At 63.8% G+C, this 18310-nt stretch carries 16 protein-coding genes; 14 read left to right on the top strand and 2 right to left on the bottom strand.

Annotated features, from left to right (window positions below):
- Positions 1 to 46: 46 nt before the first annotated feature.
- The 6 genes from ACMUOY_RS17545 (at position 47) to ntrC (ending at position 6872) form a co-directional block, all read left to right on the top strand.
- On the top strand, positions 47 to 949 hold the full coding sequence (locus ACMUOY_RS17545; RefSeq protein WP_413894030.1) for an EI24 domain-containing protein: 903 nt from the start codon (positions 47 to 49) through the stop codon (positions 947 to 949).
- A 4-nt stretch (positions 950 to 953) separates the two neighbouring features.
- Positions 954 to 1934, top strand: a complete 981-nt coding sequence (locus ACMUOY_RS17540) for a competence/damage-inducible protein A (protein WP_413894029.1) — start codon at positions 954 to 956, stop codon at positions 1932 to 1934.
- A gap of 210 nt (positions 1935 to 2144) precedes the next feature.
- The gene (gene glnA / locus ACMUOY_RS17535; RefSeq protein ID WP_413894028.1) at positions 2145 to 3560 is read left to right on the top strand and encodes a type I glutamate--ammonia ligase; all 1416 of its coding nucleotides are present in this window, start codon (positions 2145 to 2147) and stop codon (positions 3558 to 3560) included.
- A gap of 136 nt (positions 3561 to 3696) precedes the next feature.
- The gene (locus ACMUOY_RS17530) at positions 3697 to 4239 is read left to right on the top strand and encodes a hypothetical protein (protein ID WP_413894027.1); all 543 of its coding nucleotides are present in this window, start codon (positions 3697 to 3699) and stop codon (positions 4237 to 4239) included.
- 14 nt (positions 4240 to 4253) lie between these two features.
- Complete coding sequence (gene glnL, locus ACMUOY_RS17525) at positions 4254 to 5315, top strand: nitrogen regulation protein NR(II) (protein ID WP_413894048.1); 1062 nt, start codon at positions 4254 to 4256, stop codon at positions 5313 to 5315.
- Between the two features lie 27 nt (positions 5316 to 5342).
- Positions 5343 to 6872 carry a nitrogen regulation protein NR(I) gene (ntrC, locus tag ACMUOY_RS17520; protein WP_413894026.1) on the top strand — a complete coding sequence of 510 codons (1530 nt, stop codon included), beginning with the start codon at positions 5343 to 5345 and terminating at the stop codon, positions 6870 to 6872.
- A 62-nt stretch (positions 6873 to 6934) separates the two neighbouring features.
- On the opposite strand, the gene ACMUOY_RS17515 is transcribed toward ntrC, so the two are convergent.
- A complete protein-coding gene (locus ACMUOY_RS17515; protein ID WP_413894025.1) occupies positions 6935 to 7720 on the bottom strand; it encodes an exodeoxyribonuclease III in 786 nt (261 codons plus the stop codon).
- Positions 7721 to 7751: 31 nt separating this feature from the next.
- On the opposite strand from ACMUOY_RS17515, the gene ACMUOY_RS17510 reads away from it, so the two are divergent.
- The 8 genes from ACMUOY_RS17510 to ACMUOY_RS17475 all read left to right on the top strand — a co-directional run bounded on the left by ACMUOY_RS17510 (position 7752) and on the right by ACMUOY_RS17475 (position 17757).
- Positions 7752 to 7901 (top strand): hypothetical protein, encoded by a 150-nt coding sequence (locus tag ACMUOY_RS17510; protein ID WP_413894024.1) that lies wholly within the window; start codon positions 7752 to 7754, stop codon positions 7899 to 7901.
- Between the two features lie 324 nt (positions 7902 to 8225).
- Positions 8226 to 8834 (top strand): hypothetical protein, encoded by a 609-nt coding sequence (locus ACMUOY_RS17505; RefSeq protein ID WP_413894023.1) that lies wholly within the window; start codon positions 8226 to 8228, stop codon positions 8832 to 8834.
- 98 nt (positions 8835 to 8932) lie between these two features.
- Complete coding sequence (locus tag ACMUOY_RS17500) at positions 8933 to 10132, top strand: PliI family lysozyme inhibitor of I-type lysozyme (RefSeq protein WP_413894022.1); 1200 nt, start codon at positions 8933 to 8935, stop codon at positions 10130 to 10132.
- A gap of 92 nt (positions 10133 to 10224) precedes the next feature.
- Entirely contained in the window at positions 10225 to 12696 is a 2472-nt protein-coding gene (hsdR, locus tag ACMUOY_RS17495) for an EcoAI/FtnUII family type I restriction enzme subunit R (protein WP_413894021.1), read from the top strand.
- Positions 12697 to 12791: 95 nt separating this feature from the next.
- Positions 12792 to 14261: a type I restriction-modification system subunit M gene (locus ACMUOY_RS17490; protein WP_413894020.1), complete on the top strand. Its 1470-nt coding sequence runs from the start codon at positions 12792 to 12794 to the stop codon at positions 14259 to 14261.
- A gap of 32 nt (positions 14262 to 14293) precedes the next feature.
- The gene (locus tag ACMUOY_RS17485) at positions 14294 to 15979 is read left to right on the top strand and encodes a restriction endonuclease subunit S (RefSeq protein ID WP_413894019.1); all 1686 of its coding nucleotides are present in this window, start codon (positions 14294 to 14296) and stop codon (positions 15977 to 15979) included.
- Positions 15980 to 16006: 27 nt separating this feature from the next.
- Positions 16007 to 17158 (top strand): AAA family ATPase, encoded by a 1152-nt coding sequence (locus tag ACMUOY_RS17480; RefSeq protein WP_413894018.1) that lies wholly within the window; start codon positions 16007 to 16009, stop codon positions 17156 to 17158.
- Positions 17155 to 17757 carry a hypothetical protein gene (locus ACMUOY_RS17475; RefSeq protein ID WP_413894017.1) on the top strand — a complete coding sequence of 201 codons (603 nt, stop codon included), beginning with the start codon at positions 17155 to 17157 and terminating at the stop codon, positions 17755 to 17757. The genes ACMUOY_RS17480 and ACMUOY_RS17475 overlap by 4 nt, the downstream gene beginning before the upstream one ends.
- A gap of 78 nt (positions 17758 to 17835) precedes the next feature.
- Here the strand turns inward: ACMUOY_RS17475 and ACMUOY_RS17470 are convergent.
- Positions 17836 to 18310 (bottom strand): DUF4337 domain-containing protein (locus tag ACMUOY_RS17470; RefSeq protein ID WP_413894016.1); only part of this gene is annotated, 475 nt, incomplete at its 5' end.

Below are 18310 nucleotides of genomic sequence, written 5' to 3'. Positions count from 1 at the left end.
TGGCCCCGCTGCTTGACCCGACGGGGCCCCGCGCTATGCTTGCGCCATGACCCTGCTGCTTGATTCCTTCTGGCGCGCCGCCGCGTATTGCATGCACCCGCGCGTCATCGCCCTGTCGTTCCTGCCGCTGGTGATCATGGTGGCCCTGGCCCTGGGCCTGGGCTACTTCTACTGGGATCCCGCGCTCGAGTGGGTGCGCGTGACGCTGGAGTCCTCCGCCTGGATAACCCGGCTGTGGGGCTGGCTGGAAGGCCTGGGAGCCGGCAAGCTCAAGACCGTGCTGGCCCCGCTGATCGTGATCTTCGCCGTGACGCCGGTCATCGTGCTAGTGGCGCTGCTGATCGTGGCGGCGCTCATGACGCCGGCGCTGGTGGCGCTGGTGGCCGAGCGGCGCTTTCCGCATCTGGAGCGCAAGCGCGGCGGCTCCTTGCTGTTCAGTCTGCTGTGGTCGGCGGGCTCCACGCTGCTGGCCCTCTTGGCCCTCATCGTGTCCCTTCCGCTGTGGCTGGTGCCGCCGCTGATCCTGGTGTTGCCGCCGCTGATCTGGGGCTGGCTGACCTACCGGGTGATGAGCTTCGATGTGCTGGCGGACCATGCAAGCAAAGCCGAGCGGGTTGCCCTCATCCGCGAGCACCGCGGCTGGTTGCTGGGCATTGGCATCCTGACGGGTTATCTGGGCGCCGCGCCCAGTGTGGTCTGGGCGTCGGGCACGCTGTTTGCGGCTGCGTTCGTCATCCTGGCGCCGGTGGCGATCTGGATCTACACGCTGGTGTTTGCCTTCTCGTCGCTGTGGTTCGCGCACTATGGGCTGGCTGCCCTGGAGAAGCTGCGCGCCACGCAGGGCATCCCGCCTGCGCCGGCCTCCATCCTGGAGCCGCTAGCATTGGGGGATGAACCCAGCGCCCACCCCCCCGCCACAGCCTCGTCCTCCGCCTTCCCTGCACCCTGAACCGGTGGGCACGTTCGGCCTGATCGTCATCGGTGACGAAATCCTCTCGGGAAAGCGTGCGGACAAGCACCTGCCCAAGATCATTGAACTGCTCGGCGCGCGCGGCCTGTCGCTGGGCTGGGCGGAGTACGTCGGCGATTCGCCGGTGCGCATCACGGCGGCCCTGCAGCGGGCCTTTGCCTCGGGCGATGTGGTGTTCTCCACGGGGGGCATCGGTGCCACACCGGACGACCACACCCGCCAGTGTGCGGCGCGCGCGCTGGGCGTCGATCTGGTGCTTCACCCCGAAGCCGCCGCGCTGATCCTGGAGCGCATGCAGGACATCGCGCGCGAGCAGGGCAAGCCCTACGAGCCTGAGCGGCCTGACAACGCACACCGCCTGAACATGGGCGTATTCCCGGCGGGTGCGCAGATCATCCCGAACCCGTACAACAAGATCCCGGGGTTCAGCTGCTACCCGCCACCACCGGACATGAGCGCCGCCGTGCCGCCCCAAGGCGTGAAGGCCCCCCTGGGGGGCAGCGAGCCACACGTAGTGGGCGAACGTGGGGGCGACATGAGTGCCGCCGGGCCGCCCCAAGGCGCGAAGGCCCCCGCGGGGGGCAGCGAGCCACACGCGGTGGGCGAGCGTGGTGGCATCCACTTCGTGCCCGGCTTTCCGGTGATGGCCTGGCCGATGGTCGAATGGGTGCTCGACACGCTGTACCCGCACCGGTTCGCAACGGGCGCCTGGCTGGAGCGGTCCGTCATCGTGTTTGGCACGATGGAGGCCACCTTGACGCCACTGATGGAGGCGATCGAGCGGGAGCATCCGGGCATCCGGGTGTTCAGCCTGCCCAGTGTCGATCATCGGGAATACGGTCGCCACATTGAACTGGGTGTGAAGGGCGCACCGGTCGGCGTGGCGCCGGCCTGGGCGGCCTTGCTGCAGGGCCTGAAGGCGTTTGACGTCAAGCTGGGCCCCGAACTGGTGCGAAATCAGTAGTGCGCCAAAGTGGTGCGTCCAGCAGTGCACAGATTCGGTGCACTCAAAACGGGAAATGTTGATCTGGATGAATGTCGATCCATTTGCGGCGCGCGAACTCAGGGCAAAATGCGCAATGGTCCGCGGGACAGCGGGTCGACTGTTTGGCACAGAACCTGCATTCCCGCTCCCGAACTGAATTCTTAACAACCTTCCAACCAGGAGAATCTGATGGCAAAGACCGTCGCCGACGTCATGACCATGGTGAAAGACAACGAAGTCAAGTTCGTTGATTTCCGTTTCACCGATACCCGCGGCAAGCAGCAGCACGTGACCGTGCCGGTGTCGCATTTCGACGAAGACAAGTTCAGCAGCGGCCACGCCTTCGACGGCTCGTCCATCGCTGGCTGGAAGGGCATCGAAGCCTCCGACATGTTGCTGATGCCCGATCCGGCGACGGCCAACATCGATCCGTTCTTCGAAGAGTCGACGCTGATCATGAACTGCGACGTGGTCGAGCCCGCCGACGGCAAGTCCTACGACCGCGATCCGCGCTCCATTGCCAAGCGCGCCGAGGCCTACCTCAAGGCCTCCGGCATCGGCGACACGGCCTTCTTCGGCCCCGAGCCCGAGTTCTTCATTTTTGACAACGTGCGCTGGAGCACCGATCCGAGCAACACGTTCTACGAGATCGAAGAGTACGAAGCCCCCTGGAACACCGGCGCCAAGCTCGAAGGCGGCAACCGCGGCCATCGTCCGACGGTCAAGGGCGGCTATTTCCCCGTGCCGCCCGTCGACAGCACGCAAGACATGCGCGCCGAGATGTCGCTGGTGCTCGAATCCCTGGGCATCCCGGTCGAAGTGTTCCACCACGAAGTGGCGGGCGCCGGCCAGAACGAAATCGGCACCAAGTTCTCCACCCTGGTCGAGCGCGCCGACTGGACCATGCTGCAGAAGTACGTGATCCAGAACGTGGCCAATGCCTACGGCAAGACCGCCACCTTCATGCCCAAGCCCTACCATGGCGACAACGGCTCCGGCATGCACGTGCACCAGTCGGTGTGGAAAGACGGCAAGAACCTGTTCGCCGGCGATGGCTATGCCGGCCTGTCCGAGTTTGCCCTGTACTACATCGGCGGCATCATCAAGCACGCCCGCGCGCTGAACGCGATCACCAACCCCGGCACCAACAGCTACAAGCGCCTGGTGCCGCATTTCGAGGCGCCGGTGAAGCTCGCCTATTCGGCCAAGAACCGCTCGGCTTCGATCCGCATCCCGTTCGTGGCCAACCCGAAGGGGCGCCGCGTCGAGGCCCGCTTCCCCGATCCCCTGATGAACCCCTACCTGGGCTTTGCGGCCCTGCTGATGGCGGGTCTGGACGGCGTGGAAAACAAGATCCATCCGGGCGAAGCCGCCACCAAGGACCTCTACCACCTGCCGCCGGAGGAAGACAAGCTGGTGCCGACCGTCTGCCACAGCCTGGATCAGGCGCTGGAGCATCTGGACAAGGACCGCGCCTTCCTGACCAAGGGCGGCGTGTTCACCGACACCATGCTCGACGCCTACATCGAACTCAAGATGAGCGAAGTCACGCGCTTCCGCATGGCGGTGCACCCGGTTGAATTCGACATGTACTATTCGCTGTAAACCCTGTTGCGATTGGTTTCAAAAGGGCGGCGCAAGCCGCCCTTTTTCATGGGGAAATAGGGGGGCATTTTGCTAAGTTCGGCGTTTGTCCGATACTTGGTCCCCCGCCGCTTGATGGCGCAGGTGAGGAATTGACTTGAAATACGCACTTCTGACTTTCCTGGTGGTCTTGACAGGCGCTTCCGGCACCCTGGCGCAGGATCGTGTTTACCGCTGCGGCAACAACGAATACACCAACGACCAGGCGGTCGCGAAGACCAGGAACTGTAAGCAGATCGAGGGCAATGTCAGTGTGATTGCCGGCACGGCGGTCAGATCGCCAGCGCCCTCGGCGCCCGTGGCCACTGGCAGCGCGGTCCAGAAAGTCGACGCCAACGATCAGCGTGCGCGGGACTCGGACGCTCGTGGCGTTCTGGAGGCGGAACTCAAGCGGGCCGAGGCCCGGCGTGCCGAACTGTTGGCCGAGTACAAGGACGGCAAGCCCGATCATCAGGGCATTGAAAGCCGCAACCACCAGAAATACCTCGACCGTGTGGCCGAGCTCAAGGCCGCCATTGCCCGCAACGAGAGCGACATCGCCGGCATCCGGCGTGAACTGGGTCGTTCGCCCGCGCCCGCGCCAGCGTCCGCCGGGGCGGCGCCGGTTGCGACGGCCGCGCCCGCATCTGGGGCAAAATAGTTTGCTTGACCCCGCTGACCCCCAACCCGTCCCGGTTTCTCGCCTTTGATCTGCTGGCCACGCTGGTGGCTGTGGTGCGCAGCGACGGCGTCGCGCTGTTTGCCAACGCCGCGCTGGAAGATGCCATGGGCCAGTCTCGCCGCAGCATCGAAGGTTCCCACTTTCCTGACAGCTTCGCGCAGCCGCAGGTGTTGTCCAGTGCGCTGACCAGTGCCAACGACAATGAATTTGCCGCGCTGCGCTACGACGCGATGCTGCTTCGGCAGCAACGCGAACCCCTGCCGGTGCATGTGATCGTGGCCCAGACCGAGCGCCCTGGCGAAATCATCATCGAAATGCTGCCGCTGGAGGCGCAGGCGCGTCAGGACCGCGAGGAGCGCCTGATCGACCAGGCGCAGGCCAACAAGGAGCTGATCCGCAACCTGGCCCACGAGATCAAGAACCCGCTGGGCGGCATCCGCGGGGCGGCACAGTTGCTCGAAATGGAGATGGACTCGCCCGAGATGACCGAGTACACCCAGGTCATCATCCGCGAGGCCGACCGGCTGCAGACCCTGGTGGACCGTCTGCTGGCGCCGCACCGCCGGCCGCACGTCGTGGGCGACGTCAACATTCACGAGGTGTGCGAGCGGGTGCGCTCACTGATCCTGGCCGAGTTTCCCAAGGGCCTGAAGGTGGTGCGCGACTACGACACGTCGATCCCTGAGTTCCGTGGCGACCGCGAGCAGCTGATCCAGGCGGTGCTCAACCTCACCCACAACGCGGCGCAGGTTCTCGGCGAGCGCATCGCCGCCGGTGATGCGGAGATCATTTTCCGAACCCGCGTCCTGCGCCAGGTCACCTTTGGCAAGCAGCGCTATCGCCTGGCACTGGAATTGCATGTCATTGACAACGGGCCTGGCGTGCCAGACTCGATCAAGGACCGCATTTTCTACCCGCTGGTGTCGGGGCGCGAAGGGGGTTCCGGCCTGGGGCTGACGCTGGCACAGACGTTCGTGCAGCAGCACCATGGCCTGATCGAGTGTGACAGTGTGCCGGGCCGGACGGATTTCAAGTTGTTGATTCCGTTGCCATAACAGTCAGACCAAAGGGACGCCCGCACCATGAAGCCGATCTGGATAGTTGATGATGACCAATCGATCCGCTTCGTGCTGGAGAAGGCCCTGCTGCGCGATGGCCTTCCCACCCGCAGCTTCACCAACCCGCGCGAAGTGCTCCAGGCCCTGGAAGCCGCGGGAGACGAGGGCGGTCCGCAGGTGCTGGTCAGCGACATCCGCATGCCGGGGGGCTCTGGCCTGGACCTGCTGGGCAAGGTCAAGGAAAAACTGCCCGGCTTGCCCGTGATCATCATGACGGCGTTCTCGGACCTCGACAGCGCCGTCTCCGCCTTCCAGGGCGGCGCCTTCGAGTACCTGCCCAAACCCTTCGATCTGCCCAAGGCGGTGGAACTGATCCGGCGCGCCGTCGAGGAAAGCCAGCGCGAGGAAGTGGCCGAGGAGCGCATGGGCGCGACGCCCGAGATGCTGGGGCAGGCGCCGGCGATGCAGGACGTGTTCCGGGCCATCGGCCGCCTGTCGCAGAGCAACGTCACGGTGCTGATCACCGGCGAGTCCGGTTCCGGCAAGGAGTTGGTGGCGCGCGCGCTGCACAAGCATTCCCAGCGCGCCAGCGGCCCATTTGTCGCCATCAACACCGCGGCCATCCCGAAAGATTTGCTGGAGTCCGAGCTGTTCGGCCACGAGCGCGGGGCCTTCACCGGCGCGCAGACCATGCGCCGGGGCCGGTTCGAGCAGGCCGATGGCGGCACCCTGTTCCTGGACGAAATCGGCGACATGCCGTTCGACCTGCAGACGCGCTTGCTGCGCGTGCTGTCGGACGGCAGTTTCTACCGCGTGGGCGGGCACAGCGCGGTCAAGGCCAATGTGCGCGTGATCGCGGCCACCCACCAGGACCTGGAGCAGCGCGTGCGCGAGGGCGGTTTCCGCGAGGACCTGTTCCACCGCCTCAACGTGATCCGCCTGCGCCTGCCGCGCCTGACCGATCGGCGCGAAGACATTCCCATGCTGACGCGCCATTTCCTGCAGCAGAGCGCCCGTCAGCTCGGCGTGGAGCCCAAGCGCATTTCCGATGCGGCCGTGGCCCGGCTCGGGACTTTCGGCTTTCCCGGCAACGTGCGCCAGCTGGAAAACATCTGCCACTGGCTGACCGTGATGGCGCCGGCGCAGATGATCGAAGAGAAGGACTTGCCGCCGGAGGTGCTGGGCGATGAACCCGTGCCTGCACCCATGGCCCAGGCGGTTGTCGCGCCCCCCGCGGCCAGCCCCGCCCGTGCGGACGAAGGTCTCGCCGCACCGGCGAGCAGCCAGGCTCCGGCGACGGTATCCGGCACGGCGCTGGGCCGGCCCGCCGGCTCGGCCGACGAGGCCTGGGAGCATGGCCTCGAAGTGGAGGCCAACGCGCTGCTGGCGTCGGGGTGCCATGATGTTTGGGACGCACTTACCCGGCGTTTCGAATCCAAGCTGATCCTCGCGGCGCTGGCCAGCACCCGCGGGCGGCGCATCGAGGCGGCGCAAAAGCTGGGCATCGGCCGCAACACCATCACGCGCAAGATCCAGGAGCTGGGCCTGGAGTGATTTCAAGCTTATTTGGCCATTCCCCAGCGTGGATGGGTCGTTTAAAGCTATGAAATCAGGAGTTATCCCGGCAAGTCCAGCGTCACGATGACGGGCGCGTGGTCGCTTGGCTGCGGGTTCTTGCGCGGCGCCCGGTCGATCGTGCAGGCGCGCGCCAGCGGCTTCAATGCTTCGCTGACCAGGATGTGGTCGATGCGCATGCCGCGGTTCTTCTGGAAACCGAGCATGCGGTAGTCCCACCAGCTGTAGCTCTTTTCGGGCTGGGCAAACAGCCGGTATGAGTCGGTCAGACCCAGGCCGATCAGGGCGCGCAGGTGGGTGCGTTCTTCGTCGGTGCAGTGGATCGTGCCGGCCAGGCCCACCGGGTCCCAGACATCCAGGTCGTCGAAGGTGATGTTGTAGTCTCCCAGCAGCACCAGCTTCGGGTGGGCCGCCAGCTCGGCGCGCACCCATTCGCGCAGGGCGTCCAGCCAGCGCATCTTGTAGGCAAACTTGTCCGAGCCGGGCTCCTGGCCATTGGGGAAATAGGCGCCGATCACCCGAACCCCTGCGATGGTGGCGGTGATCACGCGGGCCATGTCGTCCGCAAAGCCGGGGATGTTCTTCACCACGTCGGAGGCGGGCTGCCGGCTGATCAGGGCCACGCCGTTGTAGGTCTTCTGGCCGAACCATTGGGCAGCATAGCCGGCCTCCTGGAAGGCCATGGCAGGGAACTTGTCGTCGGTGAGCTTGAGCTCCTGCAGCGCCAGCACATCCACCGGCGCATCCGACGGCTGCGCGGCCAGCCAGTCCAGCACCTGCGGCAGCCGCACGTTCAGGGAGTTGACATTCCAGGTGGCGATTTTCATAAGCGGCCAAAGCGGGGAATTCTAAGTCGCCTTGATTCCTGACGATGACAGCACCTCACCAGCATTTGCACCAATCTTTCACTTCGATGCGACCAAGGACGAACGCGACGAGAACCGCAGCAAGGACAATCGGCGGGCCGAGCCGTTCTATCGCATCAAGGCCCGTATGGGCCTGGCCTGACCCGAGCTTCTTCGTCCGTCTCGCGTCCATACCTCGGCCCCACCTGGGACCTTCAGTTTCAAGTCCAGCTGATGTTCCTGAAATGAAACTGCAAGCTGTCTGACCCGGCGATAATTCTTCCGATCGAGGTTCGCAGCTTGTCTCCTGCACAGATCACCTTGGGTTGGGTCTGGTTGACCCCCCCGGTGCAACGCAGCGCAGGCTCCGACTCAGGAACTCCGACCCCTGCATCGGTTCGCGGCACGCAATGTTGTGCGCCGGACGCGGGGGGCGGTGGGTATTCGCGAATCCTCGCAAGCAATCATCAATCTGAAAAGGAAGCACATGGCCACGCGCAAGACAACCCAGCAAACGGAACTCCAGCAAGCCGGCAAACAACTGAGCAACGCGGCCAAGGCGGTGGGCACTGCGGTGTCCCACAAGTTCGAGGCCATGGGCGACGCCGTGTCGGCCGGCGTGGCCAAGGCGAAGAAGCAGGTTACGGCCAAGAAGAATGAAGCCAAGCGAGACTGGAGCAGCCTGGTGAAGGCGGCTGAAACGAAGGTCAAGCAGTCCCAGGCACAGCTCAAGAAGGCGGGCGACGATGCCCGCAAGGCGGTGCTGGCGGCGGAGAAGAAACTCGAAGCGACCAAGCGCAGCACGAGCAAGAAGCTGGCCTCGTTGCAGGCCAGTGCCGAGCGCTATGCCAAGGCCCATCTGAAGGCGGTCGAGAAGGAAGCGGCGGCGCTCAAGAAAGCCGTCACCGGCAAGGTCGCGGCTGTGAAGAAGGCCGCACCGGCGAAGGCGGCAGCGAAGAAGGCCGCTCCCGTGAAGGCCGCTGCGAAAAAAGCATCGGCCGTGAAAGCCGCCCCAGTGAAGGTCGCTGCCAAAAAGGCCCCGGCGAAAAAAGCGGCTCCCGTGAAAACCGCCGCCAAGCGTCCTGCGGCGCGCTGACGAGCGCAACGGCGGGCACGCAAGGGTGAGGATGTCGTCAACGCCGGCCCGCCGCCTGCGCAGACCTGTGCATCGCCAGAGGATGAGCTTGTCTCAGCATGCTGGCTCCACCTGATGGTCCCGGGGTGGGCTCGATGAAATTCGCATGCGGGCGGCGCCGACCGGACTTCGCTCTGAAGTCGCGCGGGCTGGGTGCCGTCTGCCTGGCGGTGCTGGTCCTTGTTTCGGCCGGTGTTGCCGCTGCGCCCGGCCAGACAGCTTGGGGCGCCCAGGTGCTGGCCGCGCCGGTTCGGGCCGAGAGTGCCGAGGAGTTGCGGTATTCGATCCTGCTGGCCCTGACCGACCGCTACGCCGCCGATCAGGGCATCGACGTCAGTGCCGCCGATGTGCAGGCCTACCTGGCCGAGATGCGCCGATTCATGGCGGCCAAGGGCACGCCGCTGCCCGACCCGGCCAACGAGCCCGCCGCCGATCGGGCCGCGCGCGAGGAGATGGCACGGGCCTACATCCTGCAGCGCAAGATCGACGCGGCCCTGTACCGCCAGTATGGCGGGCGCATTGCCCGCCTCGGAGGCGCGCCCGTTCCGCTCGATGCCTACCGCCGGTTTCTGGAAGCGCAGGCTGCGCTGGGCCGGTTTCGCATTGCGGACCCGGCGCAGGCCGCGGCGTTCTGGGGGCCGTTTCGCGCCGACGCGGCCCATGAGGTCTACCCCGCCGGCAGCGAGGCGGAGGCCCATGCGTTTGATGTGCCCGGTGCACCGGCTTCGCCTGCGGCGAAAGAGCCACCGGGGCCGCGGCCCTTCGACAAGACTTTGACGCTGCAGGGCATCAGCTTTCGGGTGGTCAGCGCCAACCAGGGGTCGATCACCCGCGTGACCATCACGCCGTCGGGGCTGGGCCGCGACAACCAGCCGGTCTCGCGCGAGATCGACGGCACGGTGACCGGCGCCGAGGTGGCGGACCTCAATGGCGACGGCTCGCCGGAAATCTATGTGTACGTGACCTCCGCCGGATCGGGCTCGTACGGCTCGCTGGTGGCCTATGGCGCCAACCAGCGCCAGTCGCTGAGCGAGGTGTATCTGCTGCCGATCAGCGAAGACGTCGAGGCCTCGAAGGGTTACATGGGCCACGACAGCTTTGCGGTCAGCGGCAACACCCTGGTGCGCCACTTTCCGCTTTACAAGGCGGGCGATCGCAACGCGCAGCCCACCGGGGGTTCGCGCCAGATCAGCTACCGGCTGACGTCGGCTGAGGCGGGCTGGGTCTTGCGCCGCGAACGGATCAGCGATGGCCGGTGAGAGCGAATTCGACCGAGTAGGTCGTTGATCTTGCTGAATAATGGGCGACCCTCCGACGACCCCACACAACCCGCCGCCATTGCGGACGAGGAATGATTAAGAAGAACCTTTCGGAAAGCGACCTCTGCGACAAGTTCATCCGGCCCGCCATGGTGGCAGCGGGGTGGAGCGGCATGGACCAGATCTATGCTCAATTCCCTTTGCGGGCGGGTCGTGTGGTGGTCCGCGGCAAGAAGGCGCAACGCGACCCCGCCACCGTGCTGCGAGCCGATTTCGCTTTGTTCCACAAAGCCAACATCCCGCTGGCCGTGGTCGAAGCCAAGGACAACCAGCACGCCATGGGCGCCGGCATGCAACAGGCCATCCGGTACGCCGACCTGCTTGACGTCCCTTTCAGCTTTTCCAGCAACGGCGATGGGTTCGTGTTCCGCGACGCCACCTGCGCCGATGGCGTGCTGGAGCAAGACCTCACCCTCGATCAGTTCCCCAGCCCCGATGAGCTGTGGAGCCGTTACTGTGCCTGGAAAGGCTGGAGCGCCGACGTCCGTCGCGTCGCCGCGGCGGACTATGCGCCCAGCAAGACGCCGCGCTACTACCAGCTCAATGCCATCAATCGCACCGTGCAAGCCATTGCCGCCGGGCAGAACCGGGTGCTGCTGGTCATGGCCACCGGCACCGGCAAGACCTACACCGCCTTCCAGATCATCTGGCGCCTGTGGAAGAGCCGCGCCAAGAAGCGCATCTTGTTCCTGGCCGACCGCAACATCCTGATCGACCAGACCATGGTCAACGACTTCCGCCCGTTCAAGGGCGCGATGGCCAAGCTCAGCCCCAATGCCAAAGGTGTGGAGCGCATCAACGCACAGGGTCAGGTGGAAGTCGAAGAGCTCGAACTGGCCGTGCACCGAACCACCAAGAAGGTCGACACCAGCTACGAAATCTACCTCTCGCTCTACCAGGCGGTCACCGGCACCGAGGAAGAAAACAACATCTACAAGCAGTTCAGCCCGGAGTTCTTCGACCTGATCGTGGTCGACGAATGCCACCGGGGCAGCGCGGCGGAAGACTCCGCCTGGCGCGACATCCTGAGCTATTTCTCCAGCGCCACGCAGGTCGGCCTGACCGCCACGCCCAAGGAAACCAAAGACGTTTCCAACATCGATTACTTCGGCGAGCCCGTCTACACCTACAGCCTGCGCCAGGGTATCGAAGACGGGTATCTGGCACCGTACAAGGTCATCCGCGTCGATCTGGACAAGGACACCTTTGGCTGGCGCCCCACCGCCGGCATGACCGACAAGCACGGCCACCTGATCGAAGACCGTATCTACAACGGCACCGACATGAACCGCAGCCTGGTGCTGGAGCAGCGCGACGCCGTGGTGGCCGAGCGCATCACCGCCTACCTCAAAGCCACCGACCGCTTCGCCAAGACCATCGTGTTCTGCGAAGACATCGACCACGCCGCCCGCATGCGCCAGGCGCTCAGCAACGCCAACGCCGACCTCTGCGCCACCCAGCCTAGGTATGTGGTGCAGATCACCGGCGACAACCCCGAGGGCAAGCGCGAGCTCGACAACTTCATCGACCCGGAAAAGGTCTACCCGGTCATCGCCACCACCTCCAAGCTCCTGAGCACCGGGGTCGACGCGCAAACCTGCAAGCTCATCGTGCTGGACCAGAACATCAAGTCCATGACGCTGTTCAAGCAGATCATCGGCCGCGGGACCCGCCTGCGCGAAGACCTGGGCAAGACCTGGTTCACCATCCTCGACTTCAAGCGCGCCACCGAACTCTTTGCCGACAAAGACTTTGACGGCGACCCGGTGCAGATTTACGAGCCGAAGGGTGACGACCCCATCGCACCGCCGGAACCGGACGACCCCGCCCAGCCCGTCTCGCCTGAATTTGGCGACGGCCAGCCGGCCGACCCGCTGGGCCCGCTCGACCCCTTGGCCGGCACCGACGGTGCCAATAAGCCCAAGAAATACGTCGTCGGCGGCCTGGTCACCGTGGCCGTGGCCCGCGAGCGCGTGCAATACCTCAACGCCCAGGGCCAGCTCATCACCGAGAGCCTGCGCGACTACACCCGCATCAACCTCACCCGTCGCTTCGATTCGCTCGACCGCTTCCTGCAGGCTTGGTCCGACGCCGACCGCAAGGCCGCGCTGCTGGCGGAGCTGGAAGGGCAGGGCGTGCTGATCGACGCGCTGGCCGACGAAGTGGGCCGCGACCTGGACCCGTTCGACCTGCTGTTGCATGTGGCCTGGAACATGCCACCGCTCACCCGGCGCGAGCGCGCCCGCCGCGCACGCACCAGCAGCGTCTTCACCCAGTACGGCCTGGTGGCCCGCAAGGTGCTGGACGCGCTGCTCGACAAATACGCCGACGAAGGCCTGGCCACCATCGAGGCCGACAACGTGCTCAGCATCCAGCCCTTCACCGAGCTGGGCAGCCCGGCGGAGCTGGTGCGCAGCTTCGGTGGCCGGCCGCAGTACCTGCGGGCCGTGCGCACACTGGAGCAGGCGCTGTACAAGCCGGAATCCGACCGCCCCGCCGCCTGAGTGGGGTGAAAAATACTCAGTTATTCATAGCTGAATATGACCATTCCACGCTGGGAAGTGGCCATTTTTGCTCATAAAACGCTCCCGAAACCCTCATGTCCAACCTAACCCCCGTCATCAAGTCCATCCAGGACGTCATGCGCCAGGACAGCGGCGTCGATGGCGACGCCCAGCGCATCTCGCAGCTCACCTGGCTGCTGTTCCTCAAGGTGTTCGATGCGCTCGAAGAAGAACTTGAACTCACCCGCGACGCCTACGCCAGCCCCATCCCTGAAGACATGCGCTGGCGCAACTGGGCCGCCAACGCCGAAGGCATGACCGGCGACGAGTTGCTCGACTTCGTGGACAACCAGCTCTTCGCCACGCTCAAGAACCTCAGCGCCGACCCGGTGCGCAACCCGCGCGGCTACGTGGTGCGCGGCGTGTTCGAAGACGCCTACAACTACATGAAGAGCGGCCACCTGCTGCGCCAGGTCATCAACAAGCTCAACACCATCGACTTCAACCGACAGGCCGAGCGCCACCAGTTCAACGACCTCTACGAAAAAATCCTCAAAGACCTGCAAAGCGCCGGCAACGCGGGCGAGTTCTACACCCCGCGCGCCGTCACCCAGTTCATGGTGGACATGGTTGATCCCAAGCTCGGTGAAATCGTGCTGGACCCGGCCACCGGCACGGGCGGCTTCCTGGTCTGCAGCATCGAACACCTGCGCAAGCAGGTGCATAACTCCGCCGACGAAGCCGTGCTTCAGGCCAGCATTCGCGGCGTCGAGAAAAAGCAGCTGCCCCACATGCTCTGCGTCACCAACCTGCTGCTGCACGGCATCGAGGTGCCCAGCGCCATCCGGCACGACAACACCCTGGCCCGCCCGCTGCGCGACCACACCGCCGCCGACCGCGTGGACGTGGTCCTGACCAACCCGCCCTTCGGCGGCATCGAGGAGCCCGGCATCGAGCAGGGCTACCCCGCCGATGTGCGCACTAAGGAAACGGCCGACCTGTTCCTGGTGCTCATCAAGCACATCCTCAAGGTCAACGGCCGCGCCGCGCTGGTGCTGCCCGACGGCACGCTGTTCGGCGAAGGCGTCAAAAGCCGCATCAAGGAGCAGTTGCTGGCCGAGTGCAACCTGCACACCATCGTGCGCCTGCCCAACGGTGTGTTCGCGCCCTACACCGGCATCAAGACCAACCTGTTGTTCTTCACCAAGGGCCAGCCGACCACGGACGTCTGGTACTACGAGCACCCGTACCCGCCGGGGGTGAAAAGCTACAACAAGACCAAACCCATTCGTATCGAAGAGTTTGATGCCGAGAAGGCTTGGTGGGGCAGCGAGGCGGATGGCTTTGCAGCCCGCGCGGAAAACGAGCGCGCCTGGAAGGTCAGCATCGACGCCATCCGCGCCGCCAACTGGAACCTCGACCAGAAGAATCCCCACGTCGGCGAGACCGAAAGCCACGACCCCGAGCACCTGCTGGCCGACTACGCCCGCCTGCAGGCCGAGGCGCAGGCGCTGCGTGATGAATTGAAGCAAATTTTGGCCAAATCACTGGCTTCCCAGCGTTGAATGGTCATATGTTGCTATCAAATTTGTACCTGTTGGCCACCGCCCCCAGCGGCGTGGCGCGCCTGCGTGAACTGATCCTGACCCTGGCCGTGCAGGGCAAGCTGCTGCCGCAAGACCCAGCGGACGAGCCGGCGAGTGAGTTGCTGAAGAAAGTCCGGGCGGAGAAGGACCGGCTGATCGCCGAGGGCAAGATCAAGCGGGACAAGCCGCTGGCGGAGATTTCGGAGGAGGAGCAGCCGTTTGAAGTGCCGCAGGGGTGGGAGTGGGTGCGGCTCAATGCGTTGCTGCAGAAAATCGGAGCTGGAAGCACGCCGCTCGGTGGCCGAGAGGTTTACACGCCATCTGGGGTGAAGTTTCTCCGATCTCAAAACGTTTACGACGATGGGTTGCGGCTACAGAGCGTCGCATTCATCAAGCCAGCAACACACGCCAAGATGGCTGGCACAGTCGTTTTGCCCAACGATCTGCTTTTCAACATTACCGGCGCATCGATCGGGAGATGCGCCGTCGTTCCAAGTGACTTTGACGAGGCCAACGTCAGCCAGCACGTCACCATCGTTCGGCCTGTCATGCCCAAGCTGAATGCGTTTTTGCATAAGGTTCTCGTGTCACGCCATGTTCAGCAGGCCGTCATGGATGTGCAGGTTGGCGTATCCCGCGAAGGGTTGAGCATTGCCAAGCTCGGCAATTTCCTGATTCCATTGCCACCCCTCGCCGAACAATCCCGCATCGTCACCCGCGTCGAAGAACTGATGCGCCTGTGCGACGCGCTCGAAGCCAAGGGCCAGCTCGAAGCCGCGCAGCATGCCCAACTCGTCAGCACCCTGCTGGCCACGCTGACCGACAGTGCCACGCCCGAAGCCCTGACGGAGAACTGGCAGCGCCTCGCCATCCACTTCGACACCCTGTTCGACCGCCCCGAAGCCGTGGACGCCCTGGAGCAAACCATCCTGCAACTGGCCGTGCGCGGCCAACTCGTCCCCCAGGACCCCGCCGACGAACCCGCCAGCGAGCTGCTGAAACACATCCGTTCTGAGAAAGACCGCCTGATCGCCGCCGGCCAGATCAAGCGCGACAAGCCGCTGGCGCCGATCACGGACGATGAAAAGCCGTTTGAGTTGCCGGCGGGGTGGGTGTGGGTGCGGATCGGAGACCTTGTGGAGATGCTGAATGGCTATGCGTTCAAAAGCGAGTGGTTCAAGGCGGTCGGTACACGATTGCTGCGGAATGTGAACATTGGTCACGGGCAAGCCGACTGGTCGGAAACTGCCTTCATTGACGAGGCGTCGGCCCGTGAGTTTGAACAGTTCACGCTCAAGGAGGGGGACGTTGTTCTATCGCTTGATCGGCCCATTATTTCGACTGGGTTGAAATACGCTGTCATTGGTAAGAGCGATCTGCCATGTTTGTTATTGCAGCGCGTCGCGCGGCTTGCACCCTATACGACGGCAATTTCGGCCAGCTTCCTTGTCCTTTGGCTTCAGTCTGATCTGTTTGTGGGAACCATAGACCCAGGGCGGAGCAACGGAGTCCCGCACATCTCAACCAAACAGGTTGCGGGGCTGGTACTTGGGTTGCCACCCCTCGCTGAACAATCCCGTATCGTCGCCCGCGTCGAAGCCCTGCGCCGCCTCTGCGCCGACCTGCGCCAGCGCCTCGCCGCCGGCCAGACCACGCAGGCGTTGCTGGCCGGGGCGCTGGTGGAAAATGTCGTTTAGTCCTCTTAACCCGGCGAAGGCAACACCATGCTTGTGAGCAACATCAGACTGAAAAACTGGCGTAATTTCCAATCGCTGGATTTGCCCCTGCGCGATGTGACCTATGTCTTGGGGCCCAACGCTTCGGGCAAGTCCAATCTGTTGGACGCATTGCGATTCCTGCGCGATGTCGGCAAGACCAAAGGCGGCGGGTTGCAGGCCGCCATTGCAGAGCGGGGTGGCATTTCTAAGGTTCGCTGTCTTCATGCTAGGCGCGATCCGGAGGTGGAGATTGACATTGAAATCAGCCATGAGCTGGATCAGCCGCCCGTGTGGCGTTACGTTTTGGCCTTCAAGCCGGAAGGCAAAGGGGCGCAGCGACTGCTGGTCTCGCGTGAGCAGGTCTGGAAAGAAGGCCAACTGTTGTTGAACCGTCCGGACGCTAAGGACGATGCTGATGTCGTGTTGCGCACCCAGACGCATCTGGAGCAAATTCAGACCAACATCAGTTTTCGCGAGGTGGTTGAGTTTCTGAGCGAGATCACATATTTGCACCTAGTGCCGCAGTTGCTTCGGTTTGGCGAAAAGATTGGCGGACATCGACTTACGGATGATCCTTTTGGGCAAGGATTTTTGGAGCGTTTGTCCAGGACGCCGGAGAAGACCAGAAACTCGCGCCTGACCAAAATTTCAAAAGCCCTGTCGTTGGCGGTACCACAGTTTGAAGACTTGCGGTTCGTCAAAGACGATATGGGCCATCCGCATCTGGAGGCGCGTTATGCGCACCACCGCCCCAATGCCGGTTGGCAATCTGAAGAGCATTTTTCAGACGGAACACTGCGCCTGTTCGGGCTGTTATGGGCACTCCTGGAGGGTAGCTCCATGTTGTTGCTGGAGGAACCCGAGATTTCGCTCAACGATGCCATCGTGAGAGAGATTCCGTTGATCGTGGATCGATTGCAGCGCGATCGAAAGAACAAGCGACAAGTGATTTTGACGACGCACAGCGATGCCCTGTTGAGCAATCCCGGCATTGATGAGCGAGGAGTGGTTATTCTGGAAACCGGGAAGCAGGGTACAACCGGCCGTCCACTGGATGCCGGCGAGCGACTGGCGCTGGGGACAGGGCTGAGTGTCGCCGAGGTGGTATTGCCCAAGACACGGCCCGACAAGGTGTCGCAGTTGGGCTTGTGGCAATGACGCCGATCGCCGTTGCGACGGAAGACCAGCTCAGTGAGGCGATTGCCCTCCGCTTGATTTCTGAAGTTCCAACGCCGCACACCGTGACGTTCAAGCTGGGCAACAGGGGTAACGGCTACCTGCGTTCCAGGATGGGCAGTTGGTACCAAATGGCGCAGCAGCAGGTGATGGTGTTGTTGACGGACTTGGATCGTGCGAACTGTCTGGTTGAATTCCGTGCCCAGTGGCTGGCAAGCGCGCCACCCGACAACTTGCTGTTCAGGATTGCAGTGCGTGAGGTGGAGTCCTGGGTTCTGGCGGATCACGTGGCCATGCGGACGCTGATCGGCGCGAAAGGTGTCTTGCCTATCTCGCCGGATGAACTGCCGGACCCCAAGCAGGCGCTATTGGGGTTGGTCAAGGGCGCTCCCAGACAAGTCAGGGATGACTTGTTGAAAACGATCGATGGCAGGTTGTCACAGGGGCTGGGCTACAACGCTCGCTTGTCCGAGTGGGTGAACGCTGAATGGAGTCCGGATCGGGCATCAGAGCGATCCCCGAGTCTGGCTCGGACACGATTGCGGTTGAGAGAAGTTGTGAGCGCTTTCGCTTTGCCGTAGCTTTCCAGCGTGTCCGAGGTAGCTGGTCTCAGGCTCTTTTCGTTACTTCACCCAGCGTCAAATGGTTATTGACAGCTACTAAAAATGAAGTGCCGCGGCTGCGCCCACCAGCACGCCCGCGCCGCCGGCGACGAACATCGCGATTTCCAGCCACTTCTTGTTGGTCAGCAGCGCGATGGCCGCCATCGCGATCGAGACCTGCAGCACGGTGGTGGACTGGGCCCAGCGGTGGTGCTGGTGCATCTGTTCGTCGCTTTGCTTGTCCCAGGCGGTGGCATCGGCTTCCAGCTTTTCAGCGGCCAGCTTGATCTCGTTCTTTTCCTTCTCGTAGCGGTCCACCTTGGCCTGGTATTTGGCCTTCTCGGCGTCGCCCGGGGCCAGGTCGCGCGACATCTCGGCCAGCGACTGCTTCGTGCTCTTGGACTGGAAGTAGTTCCACTGGTTGGAGGCTTCGGTCTTCTTGATGGCGGCATTGTTCTTGTAGATGCCGGCGTTGGCCTGGGTGGCGCCGCCCATGTAGCCGAAGATGGCGCCCACGGTGGCGATGATGGCG

The organism is Candidatus Skiveiella danica, assembly GCF_022705245.1.
Taxonomy (GTDB): Bacteria; Pseudomonadota; Gammaproteobacteria; order Burkholderiales; family Burkholderiaceae_C; genus Skiveiella; species Skiveiella danica.
This window is presented reverse-complemented; position numbering and strand designations above follow the sequence as displayed.